This is a genomic window from Microbacterium sp. SORGH_AS_1204 (assembly GCF_030818935.1).
Taxonomy (GTDB): domain Bacteria; phylum Actinomycetota; class Actinomycetes; order Actinomycetales; family Microbacteriaceae; genus Microbacterium.
Map to the genome: position 1 here is coordinate 2,228,497 of NZ_JAUTBD010000001.1, position 22,181 is coordinate 2,250,677.

Here is a 22,181-nt window from a genome sequence, read left to right on the forward strand (position 1 = left end):
CCAGTCGGCACCGACCTCCGCGCGCGGCTCGGCTACGGTGGGCGCGTGCCCACCCCGGATTTCATCCTCGAACTGCGCCGCCACATCGGCACCGCCCCGCTCGCCCTCGTGGGCGTGACCGCCGTCATCGTGCGCGACGACCAGGTGCTCCTCGGTCGCCGCAGCGACACCGGGCGGCTGACACCGATCACCGGCATCGTCGACCCCGGGGAGGAGCCCGCGGATGCCGCCGTTCGCGAGGCGGAGGAGGAGGCCGGCGTGCGCATCCGTGCCGAGAGACTCGCCTGGGTGCACCAGATCCCCCGGGTCACGTACGCCAACGGCGATCAGAGCGACTACCTCGACATGACCTTCGCGTGCACCTGGATCTCGGGCGACCCCGTGCCGGTGGACGGCGAGATGACCGAGGTGGGGTGGCATCCGGTGTCGAAGATCGCGGAGATCCTGGATGCCGAGATGGCGGCGCGGGTGCAGGCGGCGCTGACCGATGGGCCGACACGTTTCGTGGGCGGACGCTGACGGTCGACATAGCCGGGCGAGCGCATCAGCGAGCGCCCCGCACGACTTGCCGGTCTCAGACGCCGTCGCCGAGCACCTCGAGCGCGTGCGCCAGATCGGCCGGGTACGGCGATTCGAACGACACCCACTCCCCCGTGCCGGGGTGCAGGAATGCGAGCCGGTGCGCGTGCAGCCACTGCCGGGTCAACCCCAGCCGCGCCGACAGCGTCGGGTCGCCGCCGTAGAGCGGGTCACCCGCGCAGGGGTGTCGGTGGGCGGCCATGTGCACACGGATCTGGTGGGTGCGACCGGTCTCGAGGTGGACCTCGAGCAGGGACGCCCGTGGGAAGGCCTCGAGCGTCTCGTAGTGCGTCACGGAGTCTTTGCCGTCGGGAGTGACCGCGAACTTCCACGAATGGTGCGGATGCCGACCGATGGGCGCATCGATGGTGCCCGCGAGCGGATCGGGGTGGCCCTGCACGACGGCGTGATAGATCTTCTCGACCTCGCGCTCCTTGAACGCGCTCTTGAGCAGCGTGTAGGCGCGCTCGGTCTTGGCCACGACCATGAGGCCGCTCGTGCCCGCGTCGAGGCGGTGCACCACGCCGCGGCGCTCGGCGGGTCCGCTCGTCGCGATGCGGAAGCCGGCCGCGGCCAGCGCGCCGAGAACCGTGGGCCCCTCCCATCCGAGCGAGGGGTGCGCGGCGACACCGGCCGGCTTGTCGACCACGACGATGTCGTCGTCGTCGTGCACGATGCCGAGGTCGGGAACGGCGACCGGAATGATCTCGGGGTCGCGCTTGGGCTCCCACTCCACCATGAGCCAGCTGCCCGCGCGCAGGCGATCGGAGCGACCGACGGTGCGACCGTCGACGCTCACGCCGCCGGCGTCGGCGACGTCCGCCGCGAACGTGCGCGAGAAGCCGAGCATCTTGGCGAGCGCCTGGTCGATGCGTGTTCCGTCGAGCCCGTCGGGAACGGGAAGGCTGCGCGACTCCATGTCAGCGTGTGCCCGGCTCGGGCGACGACTCGACGTCGGCGCCGGCATCGGCGTTCCGCGACGCGCGCGTCTCACGAGTGCCGTCGAGGCGGAGCCCCGCGAGAACGAGGATCGCGACCGAGATCATCATCGAGACGATGAAGATGTCGGCGACGTTGTAGATGGCGGGCATCATCCAGGGCGTGGAGATGAAATCGACGACGTGGCCGACCGGGAACCCCGGCTCACGCACGAGGCGGTCGGTGAGATTGCCGAGGACGCCGCCCAGCAACAGGCCCAAGACGACAGCCCAGAGGCGCGAACGCACGCGGCGCACCGCCAGGAAGACGATGACGCCGGCGACGACGGCCAGCGCGATGGTGAAGATCCACGTCACGCCCTCGCCGAGCGAGAACGCCGCCCCGGGGTTTCGTACGAGATAGAACTGCAGGGCGTCGCCCAGAACCGGGACGACGCGCTCCGGGGGAAGGCTGTCGATGGCGACGGTCTTCGCCAACTGGTCGGCGGCCAGCACCAGCACCGCGAGAATCGCGATGACGATGCCGGCCGCCGCCGGACGCAGAGGAGATCGACTGCGCAAAGAGTCGTCCTACAGACCGATCGCCGACACCGGCGTCGAGCCCGAGGACGTCGCGGTGGTGTCGAGGTCGCGCAGCTGGCCCTCGATGTACGAACGCAGCTGCGAGCGGTAGTCGCGCTCGAAGTTGCGGAGTTCGGTGATACGGCCCTCGAGCGTGGTGCGCTCCTTCTCGAGACGGGCGCGCTCCTCGCGGCCCTTCTGCTCGGCCTCGGCGACGATGGATGCCGCCTGAGCCTGGGCCTCGCTGATGAGCTGATCGCGCTGGGCACGACCCTCGGCGACGTGCTCGTCGTGCAGGCGCTGGGCGAGCTCGATGATGCCGGCGCTCTGGGCGGCGGGCTCCTGGCCGGAGGTCGGCGTCGACGCGACGGGAGCGGGAGCCTCTTCGACAACGGGCTCAGTGGCCGCGGGGGCCTCGGAGGCGGGCGCCTCGGCGGGCGCGGGGGTGGCCTCACCCGACTCGTAGGCGGCGAGCTTGCTCTTCAGCTCTTCGTTCTCGGCGATCGTCTTGCGCCACTCGACGACGATCTCGTCGAGGAAGTCGTCGACCTCATCGGGGTCGAAACCCTCTTTGAAGCGCACATGCTGGAACTGCTTGGTGACGACGTCATCGGGGGTCAGTGCCATGGTGATTCCTCTTTCGAGAGCTCTGATAAGGAAGGGATGGGGGTGTCGCACCGGGGCGTACCGCTTCGGAACAGCATAGCCGCCGCCCTCCGCCGGTGTCGAAGCACCGGCGCAAGAGCGGCGGCTCTGCGCTCACACGGCTGCGAGGGAGCGGGTGACGCTCAACAGCAGGAAGCAGGCGAACATCACGATCGCGAAACCGAAATCGATGGCGATGCCCCCGATGCGGAGGGGCGGGATGACGCGACGGATCAGTTTGATGGGCGGATCCGTCACCGTGTAGACGATCTCGGCGAGCACCAGGGTGACGCCGCGCGGACGCCACTCGCGGTTGAACATCGGGATGTACTCGAGCACGAGGCGCGCGAGCAGGATCACGATGTAGATGAACAGGATCGTGCTGAGGATGGAGCCGATCAGGCTCACGACGGCCACGGCGCGTTACTGGGACGCGAAGGGCGCGACCTCGGGGTCGGCCTGCGCGATCGCACCGTCGCCGGAGACGGCGATGTTCTCGGGCGAGAGCAGGAACACCTTGCTCGTCACCCGCTCGATGCGGCCGTACAGTCCGAGCGAGAGTCCGCTCGCGAAGTCGATCAGGCGACGCGCGTCGGCGTCGCTCATCTGCGACAGGTTGATGATGACCGGGATGCCCTCGCGGAAGTTCTCGGCGATCGTCTGCGCGTCGCGGTACTGCTTGGGGTGCACCGTGAGGATCTCGCTCACGGGCCCGGCAGTGGGCTGGCGCACCACGGCGGGGCGGTGCAGCGGGGTCACCGGCGCGGCCTTCTCGACGGGAGCAGCAGTCGGCGCGGGCTGCTTGCGCGCGATGGGCTGCGGTGCTGTCTCCTCATAGGTCTCTTCCTCGTCGGCGAGGCCCAGGTACACCATCGTTTTCTTGAGGGGGTTCGACATCGCATCCTCCGTTCGCTCGTCTGGTCCGAGGCTAGTCGCGCGCAGGCCTCGGGCCCGTGATTGCGGAGCCGATCCGCAGGTGTGTCGCGCCCATGGCGATCGCTTCGGGGAAGTCGCCCGTCATCCCCGCCGAGATCCACCGCGCCTCGGGCACGACGGTGCGCACGGCGTCGGCGCACTCCCGGAGCCGCACGAACGCACGCGCGGGCTCTTCGTCGAGGGGGGCGACAGCCATGACACCGCGCAGGCGCAGAGACGGTAGTCCCGCCACGTGCACCGCGACCTGCTCGACGCCGCCCGGGGCGACCCCGCCGCGACCGGTGTCGTCGGTGAGGTTCACCTGCAGCAGGACGTCCAGCGGGGCGGTGCCGTCCGCGGCGTCGAGCGCGTCGGCGATGCGGGCGCGGTCGACCGAGTGCACGGCATCGGCGGCCGCACGCACCGCGCGCGCCTTGTTCGTCTGCGCCTGCCCGATGAAGTGCCAGGTCAGGTCCGGGATGCCGGCGAGCTCGGCGCGCTTGGCGGTGAGCTCCTGCTGGCGGTTCTCCCCCACGTCGCGCACGCCCAGCGCGTGGAGCTCGGCGACGAGGGCGGCGGGGTGGAACTTGGTCACGACGATGCGAGTGATGTCGTCGACATCGCGGTGGGCCGCGCGGGCGGCATCCCGGATGCGCTCATCGACGGCGGCGAGCCGGTCGGCCAGGGCGGTGTCCATGGGTCTCCTTCGACGACGAGAGCGGGCCCGGTGGAGACCGGACCCGCTTCGTCGGAGAGTTCGTTCGTGCTTACTTCAGGAAGTCGGGCACGTCGAGGTCGTCGTCGGCGTAGCCGTTGTCGTACGAGGTCTCGGGAACGCGCGCGGTGACGGGGGCCGGCTCCGGGCGGCGCTCGGGGGCGCGCTCGGTCGTGGCCTTCTGCTCCTCGGCCGCATCGAGGTCGCGGGCGACATCGTCGGCCGGGATCGCGGGCAGCACCGGCGCGGTCGCCGGACGCTGGGCACCGACGGGGTCGATGCGCAGCGACGGCTCGCCGCCGTCGAAGCCGGCCGCGATGACCGTGACGCGCACCTCGTCGCCGAGGGTGTCGTCGATGACCGTACCGAAGATGATGTTCGCCTCGGGGTGGGCCGCTTCTTTGACCAGCTGCGCGGCGTCGTTGATCTCGAAGATGCCGAGGTTGGAGCCACCCTGGATCGACAGCAGCACGCCGTGCGCACCCTCGATCGACGCCTCGAGGAGGGGCGATTCGACGGCGAGCTCGGCGGCCTTGATCGCGCGGTCGGCGCCACGGGCGGAGCCGATTCCCATGAGGGCCGAGCCCGCACCCTGCATCACGCTCTTGACGTCGGCGAAGTCGAGGTTGATCAGGCCGGGGGTGGTGATCAGGTCGGTGATGCCCTGGACACCCGCGAGCAGCACCTGGTCGGCGGTCGCGAAGGCCTCGATCATCGAGATCCCGCGGTCGCTGATCTCGAGCAGACGGTCGTTGGGGACGACGATGAGGGTGTCGACCTCTTCTTTCAAGCGTCCGACACCGGCCTCGGCCTGGCTCTGGCGTCGGCGACCCTCGAACGAGAAGGGCTTGGTGACGACACCGATGGTGAGGGCACCGATCGACTTGGCGATCTTGGCGACCACCGGCGCACCACCGGTGCCCGTGCCACCGCCCTCACCCGCGGTGACGAAGACCATGTCGGCGCCGCGCAGGGCCTCCTCGATCTCTTCCGCGTGGTCTTCGGCGGCGCGACGGCCGACCTCGGGGTCGGCACCTGCGCCGAGTCCCCGGGTGAGCTCGCGACCCACGTCGAGCTTGACGTCGGCGTCGCTCATGAGCAGCGCCTGCGCGTCGGTGTTGATCGCGATGAACTCCACGCCGCGCAGGCCGAGCTCGATCATGCGGTTGACGGCGTTGACGCCGCCCCCGCCCACACCGACGACCTTGATCACGGCGAGGTAGTTCTGGTTGTGGCTCATGCCGGCCTCCGTTTGTCCCCGAACCCGAAACTCTAAACCTCATGTTGAGGGTTAAAGAATTGCCCGGTATGCAATTCCTTAGCTCGAAGGTAGGTGGCGGATCCGACCCCGCCCGCCCGACACGCGGCGTGTCGGATATTCGCCGGGAAGATCAGCGGACGACGCCCGCCTCGGGCGACGTTACGTCGTATTCCTTGGCCCGATCGGGCGGGCTCTTCTGCATCAACCGGTCGAGCACGACGGCTTTTTCCGCCGAGCGATCCGCACTCCCCCACACCACCTTCGACCCCGACGCGCCCAGCGTCAGGGTGACGTCGTCGGGAGTGGATGCCGTGACGCCGGTCACCTGCGATCGCACCGCATCCGGGAGGGCGCGCATGACGCGGCCGGCCGCATGGAAGGCCGCCGACGACGTGCCCTCGGCGATCTCGAGCACCGGCTGCCCCGCCGGAGCGTCGGGGGTCGTCGACAGGGCGACGCCGGCGGCATCCACCACCGTGAAACCCGCCGCGGTCTGCATCGCCCCGATCGGTGTGCGCTCGACGACGTTCACCACGAGGTCGTGCGGCGGTCGCGCCTCGAGGGTGTAGGACTCCACGAGCGGGAAACGCACGAGGGCGGCTTTGACCGCACTGTCGTCGACGAGGGCGAGCGGCGTGCCGAGTTGCCCGCTCAGCGCCTCGGTGACGGCGGCGGCGTCGAGCTGCGAAGTGCCCACGACGTCGATGCGCTCGAGCGCGAACAGCGGACTGTACGCCGCACCCGCGGTGCCGACCACGGTAGCGAGAATTGCGGCGCCCACGCCGATCAAGATGTTGCGGCGACGGCGACTGCGTACCGTGAAGCGCTTGACCTCGGCCCTCATCACCCGTCGACGGGCCCGCGAGGCCCGCCACACGTCGCGAAGCCCCGCGCCGCCGTCGACGGACGGCTGCGCTGCGGCATCCACCGATCCGGGACGGGTGAGGGGCGTCACCGGAGCGGTCTGCTCGGCCGTAGCGGCATCCCGGGCGACCGGCCGCTCGACCCGCGGGAGGGGGCGGACGGACTCCGGCGGCTGCGGGAGGGGCGAGGGCCGCTTCACGCTCAGACCGCCGCGGCCTCGGTGCGCGAGAGCGCTTCGAGCACCTGCGGGATGATCTGGTACACGTTGCCGCAGCCGAGGGTGATCACGTAGTCGCCGGGACGAGCGATCTCGGCCGTGTAGTCGGCAGCCGCCTGCCAGTCGGGCACGTAGTGCACGTGGGCGGGATCGGCGAAGGCGCCGCTGACCAGCTCGCCCGTGACCCCGGGCACCGGGTCTTCGCGCGCGCCGTACACGTCGAGCATGACGGTGTGATCGGCGTGGGTCTCGAGCACCTCGGCGAACTCGCGGAACATCTCCTGCGTGCGGGAGTACGTGTGGGGCTGCTGGATCGCGATGATGCGCCCTTCACCGACGACGGTGCGGGCGGCCGACAGGGCGGCGGCGACCTCGGTGGGGTGATGCGCGTAGTCGTCGTAGACGCTGACGCCCTGCTGCACCCCGTGCAGCTCGAAGCGGCGGACCGTACCGCCGAAGCCCTCGACCGCGCGCGCGGCGTCGGCGAGGGAGTGACCGAGCACGCGGAGCACCGCGACGGCGCCCGCGGCGTTGACGGCGTTGTGGGCGCCGGGAACGCGCAACCGCACGTCGACGCTCTCGCCGTCGGCGGTGAGCGTGAAGGACACCGGCCCGTCGGTGCGGATGCCGCTGAGCCGGACGTCGGCTGCCGCGTCCTCGCCGAAGGTCACGACGTTCGCGTGCGTGATGCGTTCGCGGACGGCGCGCGCTCCGGGGTCGTCGGCCGAGATCACGACGGCCTCGCGCGCAGCATCCGCGAAACGGGCGAACGCCGCGTCGAACGCGTCGCGCGAGCCGTAGTGGTCGAGGTGGTCGGGGTCGACGTTGGTGATGAGCGCCACCGACGTGTCGTACAACTCGAAGGTGCCGTCGGACTCGTCGGCCTCGATCACGACGAGGTCATCGCTGCCGGTGCCGCTGGAGACGCCGAGGTCGGCGATCACTCCCCCGTTGACGAAGGTGGGCTCGATCTCGAGGGCACGCAGCGCCGTGACGATCATGCCGGTCGAGGTGGTCTTGCCGTGGGCGCCCGCGACCGAGACCAGCCGGCGTCCGCCGATGAGCCAGTGCAGCGCCTGCGAGCGGTGGATGACGTGGAGGCCGCGCTCCTTCGCCGTGACGAACTCGGGGTTCTCGGGCCAGATCGCGCCGGTGTGCACGACGGTGTCGGCGTCTCCCAGGTGGGCGGCGTCGTGGCCGACGTGGACCGTGGCGCCCTGCGCGGCGAGGTCGCGAAGCGCCGCGCTGTCGGAGCGGTCGGAACCGGAGACGCGGATGCCGCGGTCGAGGAACATGCGGGCGAGCCCGGACATCCCGGATCCACCGATTCCGATGAAGTGGGCGGAGGCGATGTCCTCGGGGATGGGGAGGCTCAGGTCGGGTCTGATCATGGCGTCTGCGAGTTTACGTCGCCCATCCTGCGCGCACGCCCCGGCACGCCCGCGTGCGCCGTCCGGGGCCCACCGTCACCAGACTCGATCGTGCGAGGGATCAGACGCAGCGCGACCCGTGGCATCCGCTCGGGTCGGCGGTGCGGGTGAGCGGCAGCGCGACCCGCGGGCGTCAGCGCGCCAGCGCCTCGTCGATGAGCGCGATCACGTTCTCGGTGCCGGTTCGGATGCCGGTGCGGCCGGCCGCGTCGCGCATCGCCGCGCGGCGGGCGTCGTCGCGCAGCAGCGGCACGATGTCGCTGCGCACGCGCTCGGGCGTCAGATCGGCGTCGGCGATGAGGATCGCCGCGCCCGCGCGCACGGAGGCGGCGGCGTTGAGGCTCTGCTCGCCGTTGCCGACCGCGTAGGGCACGTACACGGCGGGGATGCCGAGCGCGTTGATCTCGCTGACGGTCGCCGCACCCGAACGAGAGACGACGAGGTCGGCCAGCGCGAAGGCGAGGTCCATCCGGTCGACGTAGCGCACGACGGCGTAACCCTCAGCGCCCGGGTCGGGCAGGTCGGAGTTCTGTCCCGTGACGTGCAGCAACTGCCAGCCGGCGTCGAGCACGTCGCGCCACGCACCCCCGAACGCGGTGTTCAGGCGCACAGCCCCCAACGAGCCGCCGAACACGAGGAGGGTCGGCCGCGCGGCATCCAGTCCGAAGTGCGCGGCGGCCTCGGCGCGCGTGGCGGCGGCGTCGAGCTCGACGATCTCGCGACGCAGCGGCATCCCGACCTCGCGCGCGCCGCGCAGGGGCGTGCCCTCGAACGCCACACCCACGCCCGCCGCACCGCGGGCGCCCAGCACGTTCGCCAGCCCCGGCTTGGCGTTGGCCTCGTGCACGACGAACGGCACGCGCTCCCGGCGTGCGGCGAGGTACGCGGGAGCGGCGGCATACCCGCCGAAGCCGATGACGACGTCGACGCCGCGCGCGCGGATGAGGCGGCGCACGTGGGCGATGGCGCGGAGGAACCGGGTCGGGAACGCCGCGGCAGCACGGTCGGGGCGACGCGGGAACGGCACCTTGGCCACGGTGAGCAGTTCGTAGCCGCGCATCGGCACGAGACGGGCCTCCAGCCCCTCGCGCGTGCCGAGCACGAGCACCTCGGCGGCGGCGTCGCGCGCGCGAAGGCCGTCGGCGACGGCCAGGAGCGGGTTGACGTGGCCGGCGGTACCGCCGCCGGCGAGGAGGTAAGTCGTCACCGTACGACCCTAACGAGGTCGGGGGCCGGTCGGCGTGCCGGTCTCCCCGGGGAGCGCATCGCCGCGGTGGGCGCGATCTCGGTGGACGGTTCCGCACAGAGACCTGCGGGGTCCGCGCCGTCCTGCGAACGGTATCGGTTCAGCCCCGAGACCGCCCGGTACGCCCGGCGGTGCGCGCCGGGGCCGCGGCGACGGCGCGGCGATCCGGCAGCGTGCGCGCGCACGACAGCAGCACACCGCACGCGATGAGCACCGACAGCAGCGACGTGCCGCCCTGCGACATGAACGGCAGGGGGACGCCGAGCACCGGGAAGATGCGCAGCACCACGCCGATGTTCACGAGCGCCTGGCCGACGATCCACAGGGTGATCGCGCCGGCGATGATGCGCACGAACGTGTCATCGGTGCGGCGGATGATGCGGAACGCGCCGATCGCGAACAGGGCGAACAGCACGAGCACGACCACGCAGCCGATGAGGCCGAGCTCCTCGCCGATGATCGCGAAGATGTAATCGTTCGCGGCGGCGGGAAGCCAGTCGTACTTCTCTTTCGAGTTGCCGAGGCCGAGGCCGAACAGCCCGCCGCTCGCCAGCCCCCAGATGCCGTGCAACGACTGGTAGCAGGTCGAGTAGTAGCACGAGGCGTCATCGGGGGCGAAGAGGCTGCCGATGCGCTCCATGCGGTTCTCGCTGCCGACGGCCGACAGCAGCACCACGACCACCGACAGCAGAGCCGGCAGGATGAACATGCGCAGTTTGATGCCCGCGAAGAACAGCGCGCCCAGCACCACCAGCACGAGGATCATCACCGTGCCGAGGTCCTTGCCGCCGAGCACCGTGCCGATCACGAGCACCGAGACCGGCACGACGGGGATGAACACGTGCGCCCAGGAGGTCAGCAAACGACGTTTGCGGTAGAGCACCGCGCCCATCCACAGCGCCAGGGTGAGCTTGAGGAACTCCGCGGGCTGGAACTGGAAGCCGCCGATGGCCACCCAGTTGCGGTTTCCGTTCGCCGCGATTCCCAGGCCGGGCACGTACACCAGCAGCTGGAACGCCGTCGCGAGGATCAGGGCGGGCCACGCGATCCTCTGCCAGAACCTCATCGGGGCGCGACTGAGCACGAACATCAGCGGGATGCCGACGACGGCGAACACGCTCTGCTTCATGACGTGGTCGAACGGGCTCTGGCCGTTGTCGAGGGCCGAGGTGGCCGACAGCACCATCACGAGGCCGAACCCGGTGAGCAGCAGTGCGGCCGAGGTGATCAGCAGGAATTCGCTCGACACCGGCCGGAACGCCCGACCGAGCGAGACGCGGGCGATGAGTCCGCCGCGCTCGGGCTGGTCGTCGGAGGCCTGCCGGCCAGGAGGCGCCGTCGTGGTCACGCGTGTCCCCCTCAGTCGTGCGGTCGAGATGCTCCGTCGCCGTGGTCCGCGATCCACGCCCGTACCGCGTCGGCGAAGCGCTCACCGCGGTCGGAGTAGGACGCGAACTGGTCGAAGGATGCCGCCGCGGGAGCCAGGAGCACGGTGTCTCCGTCCCGGGCCACACCCGCCGCCAGCTCGACGACCTGGGCCATGACGTCTTCAGTCTCGGCGTGGTCGACCTCGAACAGCGGCACCGCCGGGGCGTGTCGCGCGAACGCCGCGACGATGTCGCCGCGCTCGGTGCCGATGACGATGGCCGCGCGCACGGCACCGCCGCGGGCGCGGACGAGATCGCTCAGGTCGACGCCCTTCAGCAGGCCCCCGACGACCCAGACGGCGCCCGGGTAGGCCGCCAGCGACGACGCGGCGGCGTGCGGGTTGGTGGCCTTGGAGTCGTCGACCCAGGTCACTCCGGCGTGCGCGCCGACGACCTGGATGCGGTGCGGGTCGAGACGGAAGCGTTCGAGCGTGTCGAAGATGTGCGCCGGGGTGGCCCCGAGCGAGCGGGCGAGGGCGGATGCCGCGAGGATGTTGGCGACCATGTGCGGCGCCGCCAGCCCCCGGGCCGCGAGGTCGGCCACCGTCGTGAGCTCCAGGGCGGAGGTCGCGCGCTCCTCGAGGAACGCGCGGTCGACGAGGATGCCGTCGACGACACCGAGGTCGCTGGGACCGGGAACTCCCAGGTCGAAGCCGATGGCGCGCGCGCCCTCCATGACCTCGGCGTCCTCGACCATCCCGCGGGTGGCGAGGTCGGCCTTGTTGTAGACGCAGGCCACGCGCGTGCGGGCGTAGACGCCGGCCTTCGCGTCGCGGTACGCGTCGGCGCCGCCGTGCCATTCGAGGTGGTCGTCGGCGAGGTTCAGGCACACCGCGGCGTGGGGCGACAGCGCGTCGTCGCCCTCCTGCAGGTTGAGGTACCACAGCTGGTGGCTCGACAGCTCGACGACCAGGGCGTCGAAGCCGCTCGGGTCGCGCACGGCGTCGAGCATCGGCGTTCCGATGTTGCCCACGGGAGCGGCGCGCAGACCCGCGGTCACGAGCATCTCGGCCGTGAGCCGGGTGGTGGTGGTCTTGCCGTTGGTGCCGGTGATGAGCACCCAGTCGGCGGGGCGCCCGTCGGGGCGTACGACCTTGTCGCGCACGCGCCACGCCAGCTCCACATCGCCCCACAGCGCGATGCCCGCCTCCTGCGTCCACCGGATGACGGGGTGGTGCGGCGGGAATCCGGGCGAGGCGATGACCACCTCGGGGGCGAACTCCGCGAGGGCGGACGGCACGGCATCCAGCGGCCCCTCGTACAGGTCGACGCCCAGCACCGGCAGGAGCCGGGCGTACTCGGCATCCGCCCGTTCGGTCGCCACGAGCACGACGGCGCCGAGTTCGGCGAGGGTGTCGGCGACCGAGAACCCGGTGACCGACAGGCCGAGCACCGCGACGCGCACGCCCTTCCAGTCGGCGTGCCAGCTGGTGAGGGAGGTGAGGTCGGTCATACGAGGGAGAGCCATTCGACGTAGAAGAAACCGATGCCCGAGACGGCGAGCAGACCGGCGATGATCCACATGCGCACGACGATCGTGACCTCGGGCCACCCGCGCATCTCGAGGTGGTGGTGCAGCGGACTCATCAGGAACAGACGCTTGCCCTTGGTCGCTTTGAAGTAGGCGCGCTGCAGGATGACCGAGCCCGAGGCGATGACGTAGACGCCCGCGATGAGCACGAGCAGGATCTCGGTGCGGGTGAGGATCGCCATTGCGGCGATCACGCCGCCGATGGCCATCGAGCCGCAGTCGCCCATGAAGACCTTGGCCTTCGGCGCGTTCCACCAGAGGAACCCGACCAGCGCGCCGACGAACGACGCCGATACGATCGCCAGGTCGAACGGGTCGCGCACCGCGTAGCATCCGGCCTGCACGGTCGGGTCGAGCGCGTCGGCGCACATCTGCTTGTTCTGCCAGAACGCCATGAGGCTGTATGCGCCCACGACGAAGATGCCCGACCCCGCGGCGAGGCCGTCGAGCCCGTCGGCGACGTTGACGGAGTTGGATGCCGCGGTGCCGATGAACGAGATCCACGCCAGGTACAGCAGCCAACCGAGCACCGGGCCGAGGGCGAAGAGCGAGAGCACCTGGATGTCGCGGAACACCGAGATGTACTCCGACGCCGGGGTCTGCCCGATGCTGTTGGGGAAGTTCAGCGCCACGATGGCGAAGGGCACGGCCACGATGATCTGCCCGGCGATCTTGCGCCAGCCGGAGAGTCCGAGGCTGTTCTGGTGGCGCACTTTCATGAAGTCGTCGATGAAGCCGACGACGCCGAAACCGAGCATGAGCCACAGCACCAGCAGTCCCGACAGCGTGGGCGGGTTGTTGCCGGCGAACGAGCCGATGAGGTAGCCGATGATCGTGCCGAGGATGAAGATCGTGCCGCCCATGGTGGGCGTGCCGCGCTTGGCACCGTGCGAGGGGTTGTGCACGTTCTCGGGCGTGCGGATGACCTGCCCCCACCCCCACCGGCGGAACCACCGGAGGAACACCGGGGTGAGAAAGAGGGTGAAGGCGAGCGAGATCGCCGCTGCTGTCAGAAGTGATCTCACGCGAACAAGTCTCCCAGACGGTCGCCGAGGTGCCGGAGCCCCGCCGAGTTGGACGACTTCACCAGCACGCGGTCACCGTCGCGCAGTTCGGTCGAGAGGTAGTCGTAGGCCGCATCGGCGTCGGCGAAGAACACGGCCTCGCCGTCCCACGAGCCTTGGGCGATGGCCTCGAGGTACATGCGGCGCGCCTCAGGGCCGATGACGACGATGCGCTGGATGCGAAGACGCACGGCCAGCAGCCCGACGCGGTCGTGCTCCTCGTCGGCGTACTCGCCCAGCTCGCTCATCGCCCCGAGCACGGCGACCGTGCGTTCGCCGGGGCCGGTGATCTGCGCGAGGGTGCGAAGGGCCGCGGCCATGGAGTCGGGACTGGCGTTGTAGGCGTCGTTGATGATGCGTACCCGCTCGGACCCGAGCGGCTGCATGCGCCACCGCTCGGCGATCTCGACCGTCTCGAGGCGGGCGATCGCGTCGGCGGCCGGCACCTCCAGGGCCGTCGCCGCAGCGATCGCGGCGAGGGCGTTCATGACGTGGTGCTCTCCGAGCACGCGCAGGGTGAGGGTGTACGCCTGCCCGTCGACGAGCAGGTCGGCGCGGGTTCCGGATGCCGAGACCTCGACGTCGACGGCGCGCACTTCGGCCCGTTCGCCGCGGCCGAACCACCGCACGCCCTGCCCGCGCTCGCGCGCGATCGGCTCCATCGCGGCCACGCGGGGGTCATCGGCGTTGAGCACGGCGAGGCCGCCTTCGCGGGTGGCCGTCACGAGCTCGCTCTTGGCGTGGAAGGTCGACTCGATGCCGCCGAAACCGCCGGCGTGAGCCATGCCGACCATCAGCACGACGCCGATGTCGGGGGTCACGAGTCCCGCGAGGTGGGCGATCGCACCGGGCGCGCTGGCGCCGAACTCGCTGACGAGGAACCGGGTGGCATCCGTCACACGCAGCATCGTCAGCGGCGCGCCGACCTCGTTGTTGAACGAGGCGCGGGGCGACACGGTCTCGCCCTCGTCGGCGAGGATGCGCGCGAGCAGGTTCTTGGTCGTCGTCTTGCCGTTGGACCCGGTGATCCCCACGATCTTCAACTCGCCGCCGGCACGCACGCGATCCACGACGTCGCGGGCGAGGTCGCTCAGGGCCGTCACGACGTCGGGGACGACGATCTGACTCACGTCGTCGTCGAGTTCGCGCTCGACGATCGCCAGCGCCGCGCCGCGATCGACCGCGGTGCCGACGAAGAGGTGGCCGTCGGTGGTCTCACCGGGTTTGGCGACGAAGATCCCGCCGGGCTCGATGAGACGCGAATCTGTGTCGACCAGGCCCGAGACGAGGGTGTCGCCGGTGTCGCCGCGGCGTGCGACCAGGCGACCGCCGAGCACGTCGGCGATGTGGGAGAGGCTCGTGGAGATCATTGCTGTGCGGACGCCCTTTCCGATGTCGCATTCGTTACCGAGACGAGACCGGCATCCGGGTGTCTCAGCCGAACTTGGGCAGTTCGGGGGTCGTGGTTCCAGAGGGAATGACCCGGTAGGTCTTGAGAACCTGCGTGAGGGCCTTCTGGAAGGCGGGCGCGGTGGCCGCCGACGATTTTACCGTCCGCGGTTCGTCGAGGTTGACCTCGACGACGTACTGCGGGTCGTCGGCGGGGGCGAAACCGATCATCGTGGTGAAGTAGGCGTCCGACTTGTAGGCACCGGTGTCGCGGTCGGTCTTCTCACCGGTACCGGTCTTGATGGCCACGCGGTAACCGGGGATCGCGACCTGGTCGGCGAGGGTTCCCTGGGTCGCGACGTTCTCGAGCATCTGCGACACCGTGCGCGCGGCATCCTCCGACACGACGCGCTCACCCTGCGCGTCGGGCACGTCGGTGACGGTGCCGTCGGCGGCGGTGCAGCTCTCGACGAGAGACAGCGGCATGCGCACTCCCCCGTTCGCGATCGTCTGGTACGCGCCGGCGAGCTGGGGCACGGTCACCGCGAGGCCCTGTCCGAAGGTGGTGTTGTAGAACGTCTGCTTGTCCCAGGTCGCCGGGTCGCGCAGGATGCCGGACGACTCGCCCGGGAACCCGACCGACGTCTGCTCGGTGAGTCCGAACTTCTGCAGGTACGAGATGCGCGTGTCCAGCGGAATCATCTCGCCGAACTTCGAGATGCCGACGTTCGAGGAGTCGATGAGCACGCCCGTGAGGGTGTAGCGGTTCTCGGGGTGCGCGAACGCGTCGGAGATGCGTGCGCCACCGTCGAGCACCTCACGAGACGACGCCGTCACGGTAGTGCCGGCATCGAAGGCCCCGCTGTCGAGGCCGATGGCCGCCGTGATCGCCTTCATGGTCGACCCCGGCTCGTTCGGATCGCCGAAGGCGGCGCTGCCGCGATCGGTCTCGGGCGTGGCCGTGGGGTCGTTGGGGTCGACGGTGGGGTACTCCGCCAGGGCCCGGATCTTCCCCGTCTTGGTCTCGACGACCGTGATGGTGCCGCGCAACGACCCGGTGTTCTGCACCTGCTCGGCGATGAGCTGGCCGAGGTACCACTGCAGGTCGCGGTCGATGGTGAGCTGCAGGGTGCCGCCGTCGACGGCGGGCTGGGTCACGACTTCGGTGCCCGGCAGCACCACACCGGATGGACTCTTCTGGAAGACGACCTTGCCGTTGGTGGATGCCAGGCAGGAGTCGTCGGCCGCTTCGAGGCCCGCGAGCGCCTGCCCGTCGCTGCCGACGAAGCCGAGGAGGTTGCCGCCCACGGCGCCGTCGGGGTACACCCGGCCCGCCTGCGGCGGGAAGCTCAGGAAGGGCAGTCCGAGGTCGGCCAGGGCCCGGTACTGCTCGGTGGAGACGGCCTTGGCGATGACCGCGTACCGAGAATCGGGGTTGTCGGCCAGGGCGTCCGCGACGATCTTCTGCACGTCGCCGGTGCTCATGCCCAGGACGGCGGCGATGCGTCCGGCGAGCTCGGGCCAGGCGGTCGTGATCTTCTCGTCGCCGTCGTACGTCTCGATGCCGTCAACGGCGAGCATCGGGTCGATCTGCACGTCGTAGCGGTTGATGCTGCTCGCCAGCGGCGTACCGTTCGCGTCGACGATGGCCCCCCGCGAGCCGTAGAGCGTGCGCGACGATTCCAGACCCATCGCCAGGGAGTCGTCGACGTGTTCGCGGGCGTTGACGACCTGGATGTCGACGAGTCGCACGACGAAGGCGACGAGCACGACCAGAACGACGGCGAGGGCGACGACGGTGCGACGCCGCGGGGACCGGGAGGTGGCTGTCGTCATGATTCTCATCGTGTCGCGGGCGTGGGCAGGCCGTCGCTGATCGCCGGGGGTGTCGCGGATCCGGCATCGGGCTCGATGGTGCCGGCGGGAGCGGTGGTCGTCGCTTCCGCCGCGGTGCCGCCCGTCTCGGTGGTCGAAGCGGACGGGTCGGTGACCAGCGGCACACCGGCGATGAGCGAGTTGCCGACGGACCCGCGCCCCTTGGCATCCACCGACGAGGTCGTATCGGCCGGCTTGTCGGAGCCGATCACCGCGCCGTCGCTCAGACGCAGGTACGTGGGCGACTCGTCGATGACCATGCCGAGGGCGGCGGCGTTGGCCGCGAGGTACTGGGGCGAGCTGAGACCCGCCGTCTCATCGAAGAGGATCTGCTTCTGATAGGTGAGTTCGCGCTGCTGCTGGGTGAGGGAGGCGATCTCGAAGGAGCTCTGCGTGGTGAGGATGCCCAGTCCCATCTGCGCGAGCACGATCACCAGCGCCCCCGTCACGGCGATGATGCCGAACAGTCGGCGCGGTACCCGTCGACGGGCGGGCGCGGGCACGACGGTGAGGCGACGCTCGCGAACGGGCGTCGGGAAGTCGGGGAGGAAGGCATCGTCGATCCGGGGGTCGATGGCCGGGGTTGCGCTCATGCGTCCTCCTGGATCCGCTCGGCCGCGCGCAGGCGCACGGGGGTGGCGCGGGGGTTGACCGCGCGTTCTTCGTCGCCGGCGAGCTCGGCGCCGCGCACGAGCAACCGGAACTTCGGTGCGTGTTCTGGCAGCTCGACCGGCAGACCGCGCGGGGCGGTGGATGCCGAGGCGTCGGCGAACACACGCTTGACCAAGCGGTCTTCGAGCGACTGGTACGACAGCACCACGATGCGACCGCCGACCCCGAGCACGCTCAGGGCGGCGGGGATCGTGCGCTCGAGCACCGACAGCTCGGCGTTGACCTCGATGCGCAGGGCCTGGAACACGCGCTTGGCGGGGTGACGTTCGCGCAGCACCGCGGCGGGCGTGGCGTTCTGCAGCACCTCGACGAGCTGAGCGGAACGCTCGAGCGGCGCCTTCTGACGCGCGGCGATGATGGCGCGGGCGTAGCGTCCCGCGAGCTTCTCTTCGCCGTAGCGCTCGAAGATGCGGCGCAGGTCTCCCTCGCCGTAGGTGGCGAGCACCTCGGCAGCGGTGACGCCCTGGGTCTGGTCCATGCGCATGTCGAGCGGGGCGTCCTGCGCATAGGCGAACCCGCGCGACGCCTCGTCGAGCTGGAGCGACGACACACCCAGGTCGAACAGGATGCCATCGACCCTGTCGACACCGGCGGACGCCACGGCCTCGGCTATGCCGTCGTAGACGGTGTGCACGAGGGTCACGCGGTCGCCGAAGCGAGCCAGACGCTCCCCCGCGATGCGCAAGGCGTCGGTGTCGCGGTCGAGGCCGATCAGGCGCGCCCCGGGGAAGCGCTCGAGGAACGCCTCGGAGTGCCCGCCCATGCCGAGCGTGCCGTCGACGAAGACGGCGCCCGGCTTCTGCAGTGCCGGACCCAGCAGCTCGGCGCAGCGCTCGAGCAGGACGGGGGTGTGGATGTCGCGGATGTCCATGATGACGGGGGCCGATCCTTCGGCTCTGATCCCCACCCGCATCGACCTGGCGCCGGGGAAGTGCGTCAGGGCGTGCGGCTGGGCATCACAGCCGGAGGGTCAGAACAGTCCCGGGATCACCTCCTGCTCCATCTCGGCGTATGTCTCTTCGTTGCTCGCTGCGTAGGCGTTCCAGGCCTCGGCGTCCCAGATCTCGGCGTGCGCTCCGACGCCGGTGACGACGAGCTCGCGCCCGAGACCGGCGTAGGCGCGCAACGCCGGGGGGACGGTGATGCGGTTCTGGCTGTCGGGCTTCTCGGCGCTGGCCCCCGAGAGGAACATCCGCAGGAAGTCGCGTGCCTGCTTGTTGCTGAGCGGCGCCTCGCGGATCCGCTCGTGCACGCGCTCGAACTCCTCGGTGCTGAACACGTAGAGGCAGCGGTCCTGCCCCCGGGTGATCACCACTCCGGCGCCGAGATCGTCACGGAACTTCGCGGGCAGGATGACGCGCCCTTTGTCGTCGAGCTTGGGGTTGTGCGTACCGAGCAGCATTCGGGCGTCCACCCCCTTCGTCCGGCCAGCGAAGTTTTCCCCACTTTACTCCACTACCCTCCACTTGGCTATCGATAAGAGGGATCTTCCGCCCGGGACCAGCGGTGTGTACTGTGTCGCTGCGCCTCTCCCCGGCATCCGAGAAGCCCGGAATTCCGCGGGTTCTCCGCCGCGCCGAACCGCCGGCGTCTCGTCGGTGGAGGAAAAGGGAGGGATGCGCGCCGTCCCCACCCCGTCGTCGCGGAGGGAGTGCACGCCGCCGACCGCGCCGCGTGGATGCCAGGACCCCGGGCGCACGAAAAAGCACCGGCTCCGAAGAGCCGGTGCGATGTCGTTGCAGGCGGGTTTAGGGGTTCTCGCGGCGGCGGTCCCACCGTTCGTTCATGCGGTCCATGAACGAGGAACCCGATGCGCGAGGAGCGCGGGGCTTCGTGCCGGATGACGTGGACGAGGCGGTCGCGACGGTGCCCCGCGTGGGCGTGACGGCGAAGACCACGCCGCCGACCATGAGGACGAAGCCGAGGACGCCGATCGCGATGCCGAGGAAGCCCGTGTTGAAACCGATGGACACGCCCACGACCAGCGCACCGAGACCCGCGAGCACCATGATGGAGCCGAGGACGATGTTGCGGTAGCTGAGGGCGCGACTGGGGGCCGTCACGACATCGGTGTCGTTACTCATGAGATGGCGTTCCATCTCATCCAGCAGACGCTGCTCCTGTTCGGAGAGTGGCATGCATCCCCCTCTATTCTTCGGTGTGGACGATTCTACGTGGGGCGAGGATCACTAGGCTAGGCCCGTGCCGACCTCGCCGGAACCGATCGAAGCTGTTTCCCAGCGACTCGACACGTTCCTCTCCGAACAGCTATTGTACGCCGCCGCACTCGGCCCCGAGGCCGAGATGCTGACCCGTTCGGGCGCCTCGGCGCTGCGGGGAGGCAAGCGCCTGCGCGCGCGCTTCTGCCTCACCGGGTGGGGCGCGGTGCAGCCGTCGGTGAGCGGTTTCACCGATGCGGCCCTCGCCGTGGCGACCTCGCTCGAGATCTTCCACGCGGCGGCCCTCGTGCACGACGACCTCGTCGACAACTCCGACACCCGTCGCGGCCAGCCCGCCGCCCACAGGGCTCTGCAGAACGCGCACCGTGACGCCGACTGGTCCGGCGACTCCGACACGTTCGGACGGTCGGGCGCGATCCTGCTCGGCGACCTCCTCGTCGCCTGGAGCGACGACCTGCTCGAAGAGGGCCTGAACGGCGCTGCCACCGCCGCGGCGACGCGACGGGCGTACGCGCAGATGCGCCGCGACGTCACGATCGGTCAGTTCCTCGACGTCGCCGAGGAGTCGGCGTACACCGTCTACCCCGACGCCACGCACGCCGAGCGTGCGCTGCGCGTCGCCTCGTACAAGTCGGCGCGCTATAGCATCCAGCAGCCCCTGCAGATCGGAGCGGCGCTCGGCGGTGCCGACGACGCGCAACTCGACGCCCTGGGCCGGTTCGGGCACGACGTCGGCATGGCCTTCCAGCTGCGCGACGACGTCCTCGGCGTCTTCGGCGACACCGCGGTGACGGGAAAGCCCGTGGGTGACGACCTCCGCGAGGGCAAGCGCACCGTGCTCGTCGCGTACGCACGCGAGGCGGTCACGGTCGACGAGCGGCACGCGATCGACGCGCGTCTGGGCGATCCGGCCCTGGATGCCGAGCAGATCGGCATCCTGCAGCAGACCATCGTCGACACCGGGGCACTCGCCCGCACCGAAGACCTCATCGCCGACTACGCCCGGCGCGCCGATCTCGCGCTCGAGGACGCGCCGCTGAACGCCGAGGCCGTCGGGGAACTGCGCGCGCTCGCCCGCGCGGCGACCGAGCGCGCGGCCTGACCGGCGCCCGGCGCACGCGCCGGTATCCGCCCTCAGGCGAGGGTCGCCGCGACCCGTCGCACCTCGCTCTTGCGACCGGCGCGAAGCGCCTCGATCGGGGCGACGCCGATGGTGTCCTCGGGCTCGAGCAGCCAGTCGATGGTCTCGTCGGGATCGAACCCGGCGTCGTGCAGCACGATGATGGTGCCGCGGAGGGCCGGGATCGGTCGCCCGTCCACGAGGAACGCCGCCGGGACCTTGAACACGCCGTCGCGGCGCGAGCCGACGAGGTAGTTCTCGTCGATGAGTCGGCGCACGCGCCCCAGGGGCTCGTCGAGCAGCTCGACGAGGTCGGGGATGGTCAGCCAGTCGGTCTCGTAACGGGTCGTCTCGGTCACGATGCAACTATCTCATCCCGCCGTCGCCGACAACCGAGTCGCGCGGATCTTCACATCCGTCACAATCGTCACATGCACCTCATACGTTGACATCCGCCTCAGAGCGTGTCAGCGTGGCGGGCAGTCCGACGAACGGAAGCCCCCCACCATGCGCCGACTCCCCCTGTCTCCCCCGACGACCCGACGCGTCGTCGCCGCTTGGCCGGCCGCCGTCGCCGGCACCATCGCCCTCAGCCTCGCCGGCGAGGGTGCGGCCCACGCGGCGCCGCCCGCTCCGCCGCTCAGCTCTCTGCCGACATCGCCCATCAAGACCCTCCCCGCGCTCGCCTCCCTCAGCGGACCGACGACCTACACGGTGCAGCCCGGCGACACGGTCTGGGCCATCGCCCGCGCGAACGGCCTCGACGTCGCCTCGGTGCAGGCTGCGAACGGCCTCGGTGCCGACAGCGTCATCCGCCCGGGTCAGGTGCTGGTGCTCGGCGGCGCGTCCGCCGCGCCGGCACCCGTCGCCCCCGCAGCCCCCGCGCCGACTCCCGCCGCCGTGACGCACGAGGTGCGCCCCGGAGACACCATCTCGGCGATCGCGAGCGCGAACGGCGTCTCGCTCGATGCGGTGCTGAGCGCGAACGGCCTCACCCGCGCGTCCATCATCTACCCGGGCGACGTGCTGCAGATCCCCTCCGGCTCCCCCGCCGCGGCCCCCGCCGCCGTGGCGCCCGCGACCGCTCCCGGCCTCGACGTCGATCAGTCCGACAACGCCCGCCTGATCATCCGCATCGGCCGCGAGCTCGGCGTGTCCGACCACGGCATCCGCATCGCCCTCGGAACCGCGATGCAGGAGTCGTGGCTGCGCAACCTCGACTGGGGCGATCGCGACTCGCTCGGGCTCTTCCAGCAGCGTCCCAGCATGGGCTGGGGCACCCGCGAGCAGATCCTCGACCGCGAGCGTTCGACCCGCGTCTTCTACGGCGGGCCGGCCGATCCCAACGGATGGCAGACGCGCGGCCTGCTCGACATCCCGGGCTGGGAGCAGATGCCCTACGCCGATGCCGCGCAGGCCGTGCAGATCTCGGCCTACCCCGACCGCTATGCGCAGTGGGAGCAGCCCGCCACGACCTGGCTCGAGGTCCTCGGCTGAGCCGGGGCATACGGTGAGCCGCTCCCCCGGCTCACAGGAGCCTCTCCGTAGACTC

23 protein-coding genes are annotated in these 22,181 nt (G+C 70.6%); 3 read left to right on the top strand and 20 right to left on the bottom strand.

Translation table 11 applies throughout. The features are described 5' to 3' along the window. Nucleotides 1–45 precede the first annotated feature (45 nt). Nucleotides 46–519 carry an NUDIX domain-containing protein gene (locus QE410_RS10260; protein ID WP_307331345.1) on the top strand — a complete coding sequence of 158 codons (474 nt, stop codon included), beginning with the start codon at nucleotides 46–48 and terminating at the stop codon, nucleotides 517–519. Nucleotides 520–574: 55 nt separating this feature from the next. Here QE410_RS10260 and QE410_RS10265 read toward each other — a convergent pair whose 3' ends face one another. From QE410_RS10265 to QE410_RS10355, 19 genes are all read right to left on the bottom strand, one after another. Beyond that, entirely contained in the window at nucleotides 575–1,498 is a 924-nt protein-coding gene (locus tag QE410_RS10265) for an RluA family pseudouridine synthase (RefSeq protein WP_307331348.1), read from the bottom strand. A gap of 1 nt (nucleotide 1,499) precedes the next feature. Further along, the gene (lspA, locus tag QE410_RS10270; RefSeq protein ID WP_307331352.1) at nucleotides 1,500–2,078 is read right to left on the bottom strand and encodes a signal peptidase II; all 579 of its coding nucleotides are present in this window, start codon (nucleotides 2,076–2,078) and stop codon (nucleotides 1,500–1,502) included. Between the two features lie 9 nt (nucleotides 2,079–2,087). After that, complete coding sequence (locus QE410_RS10275; protein ID WP_307331355.1) at nucleotides 2,088–2,705, bottom strand: DivIVA domain-containing protein; 618 nt, start codon at nucleotides 2,703–2,705, stop codon at nucleotides 2,088–2,090. A 132-nt stretch (nucleotides 2,706–2,837) separates the two neighbouring features. Next, nucleotides 2,838–3,140 carry a YggT family protein gene (locus QE410_RS10280; protein WP_307331359.1) on the bottom strand — a complete coding sequence of 101 codons (303 nt, stop codon included), beginning with the start codon at nucleotides 3,138–3,140 and terminating at the stop codon, nucleotides 2,838–2,840. 6 nt (nucleotides 3,141–3,146) lie between these two features. Continuing rightward, nucleotides 3,147–3,620, bottom strand: coding sequence for a cell division protein SepF (locus tag QE410_RS10285; RefSeq protein WP_058232395.1), 474 nt, complete (start codon nucleotides 3,618–3,620; stop codon nucleotides 3,147–3,149). Between the two features lie 31 nt (nucleotides 3,621–3,651). After that, entirely contained in the window at nucleotides 3,652–4,335 is a 684-nt protein-coding gene (locus tag QE410_RS10290) for a YggS family pyridoxal phosphate-dependent enzyme (protein WP_307331361.1), read from the bottom strand. A gap of 70 nt (nucleotides 4,336–4,405) precedes the next feature. Continuing rightward, a complete protein-coding gene (gene ftsZ, locus QE410_RS10295) occupies nucleotides 4,406–5,593 on the bottom strand; it encodes a cell division protein FtsZ (protein WP_307331364.1) in 1,188 nt (395 codons plus the stop codon). Between the two features lie 151 nt (nucleotides 5,594–5,744). Then, nucleotides 5,745–6,569 (bottom strand): FtsQ-type POTRA domain-containing protein, encoded by an 825-nt coding sequence (locus QE410_RS10300; RefSeq protein ID WP_307331367.1) that lies wholly within the window; start codon nucleotides 6,567–6,569, stop codon nucleotides 5,745–5,747. 110 nt (nucleotides 6,570–6,679) lie between these two features. Further along, nucleotides 6,680–8,086, bottom strand: coding sequence for a UDP-N-acetylmuramate--L-alanine ligase (murC, locus tag QE410_RS10305; protein WP_307331370.1), 1,407 nt, complete (start codon nucleotides 8,084–8,086; stop codon nucleotides 6,680–6,682). A gap of 172 nt (nucleotides 8,087–8,258) precedes the next feature. After that, on the bottom strand, nucleotides 8,259–9,332 hold the full coding sequence (locus tag QE410_RS10310; RefSeq protein ID WP_307331374.1) for a glycosyltransferase: 1,074 nt from the start codon (nucleotides 9,330–9,332) through the stop codon (nucleotides 8,259–8,261). A 139-nt stretch (nucleotides 9,333–9,471) separates the two neighbouring features. Further along, nucleotides 9,472–10,719, bottom strand: coding sequence for a putative lipid II flippase FtsW (gene ftsW / locus QE410_RS10315; RefSeq protein WP_307331379.1), 1,248 nt, complete (start codon nucleotides 10,717–10,719; stop codon nucleotides 9,472–9,474). Nucleotides 10,720–10,730: 11 nt separating this feature from the next. Next, nucleotides 10,731–12,266, bottom strand: a complete 1,536-nt coding sequence (gene murD, locus QE410_RS10320) for a UDP-N-acetylmuramoyl-L-alanine--D-glutamate ligase (protein WP_307331381.1) — start codon at nucleotides 12,264–12,266, stop codon at nucleotides 10,731–10,733. Then, on the bottom strand, nucleotides 12,248–13,354 hold the full coding sequence (gene mraY / locus QE410_RS10325; protein ID WP_307331383.1) for a phospho-N-acetylmuramoyl-pentapeptide-transferase: 1,107 nt from the start codon (nucleotides 13,352–13,354) through the stop codon (nucleotides 12,248–12,250). The genes murD and mraY overlap by 19 nt, the downstream gene beginning before the upstream one ends. After that, nucleotides 13,351–14,763: a UDP-N-acetylmuramoyl-tripeptide--D-alanyl-D-alanine ligase gene (murF, locus tag QE410_RS10330; protein ID WP_307331386.1), complete on the bottom strand. Its 1,413-nt coding sequence runs from the start codon at nucleotides 14,761–14,763 to the stop codon at nucleotides 13,351–13,353. The genes mraY and murF overlap by 4 nt, the downstream gene beginning before the upstream one ends. A gap of 64 nt (nucleotides 14,764–14,827) precedes the next feature. Then, nucleotides 14,828–16,618, bottom strand: coding sequence for a penicillin-binding protein 2 (locus QE410_RS10335; protein WP_307331388.1), 1,791 nt, complete (start codon nucleotides 16,616–16,618; stop codon nucleotides 14,828–14,830). A gap of 5 nt (nucleotides 16,619–16,623) precedes the next feature. Further along, nucleotides 16,624–17,250, bottom strand: a complete 627-nt coding sequence (locus tag QE410_RS10340) for a hypothetical protein (protein WP_307331391.1) — start codon at nucleotides 17,248–17,250, stop codon at nucleotides 16,624–16,626. After that, the gene (gene rsmH / locus QE410_RS10345) at nucleotides 17,247–18,200 is read right to left on the bottom strand and encodes a 16S rRNA (cytosine(1402)-N(4))-methyltransferase RsmH (RefSeq protein WP_307331394.1); all 954 of its coding nucleotides are present in this window, start codon (nucleotides 18,198–18,200) and stop codon (nucleotides 17,247–17,249) included. Before rsmH ends, QE410_RS10340 begins: the two co-directional genes overlap by 4 nt. A gap of 99 nt (nucleotides 18,201–18,299) precedes the next feature. After that, nucleotides 18,300–18,731 carry a division/cell wall cluster transcriptional repressor MraZ gene (mraZ, locus tag QE410_RS10350; RefSeq protein ID WP_307334465.1) on the bottom strand — a complete coding sequence of 144 codons (432 nt, stop codon included), beginning with the start codon at nucleotides 18,729–18,731 and terminating at the stop codon, nucleotides 18,300–18,302. 346 nt (nucleotides 18,732–19,077) lie between these two features. Next, complete coding sequence (locus QE410_RS10355; protein WP_307331397.1) at nucleotides 19,078–19,467, bottom strand: DUF3040 domain-containing protein; 390 nt, start codon at nucleotides 19,465–19,467, stop codon at nucleotides 19,078–19,080. Nucleotides 19,468–19,531: 64 nt separating this feature from the next. Here QE410_RS10355 and QE410_RS10360 point away from each other — a divergent pair, with 64 nt between their 5' ends. Further along, a complete protein-coding gene (locus tag QE410_RS10360; RefSeq protein WP_307331400.1) occupies nucleotides 19,532–20,611 on the top strand; it encodes a polyprenyl synthetase family protein in 1,080 nt (359 codons plus the stop codon). A gap of 32 nt (nucleotides 20,612–20,643) precedes the next feature. On the opposite strand, the gene QE410_RS10365 is transcribed toward QE410_RS10360, so the two are convergent. Continuing rightward, nucleotides 20,644–20,988 carry an Rv2175c family DNA-binding protein gene (locus tag QE410_RS10365; RefSeq protein WP_307331402.1) on the bottom strand — a complete coding sequence of 115 codons (345 nt, stop codon included), beginning with the start codon at nucleotides 20,986–20,988 and terminating at the stop codon, nucleotides 20,644–20,646. A 148-nt stretch (nucleotides 20,989–21,136) separates the two neighbouring features. On the opposite strand from QE410_RS10365, the gene QE410_RS10370 reads away from it, so the two are divergent. After that, nucleotides 21,137–22,126 (top strand): LysM peptidoglycan-binding domain-containing protein, encoded by a 990-nt coding sequence (locus tag QE410_RS10370; protein WP_307331404.1) that lies wholly within the window; start codon nucleotides 21,137–21,139, stop codon nucleotides 22,124–22,126. The last annotated feature ends 55 nt before the right edge of the window (nucleotides 22,127–22,181 follow it).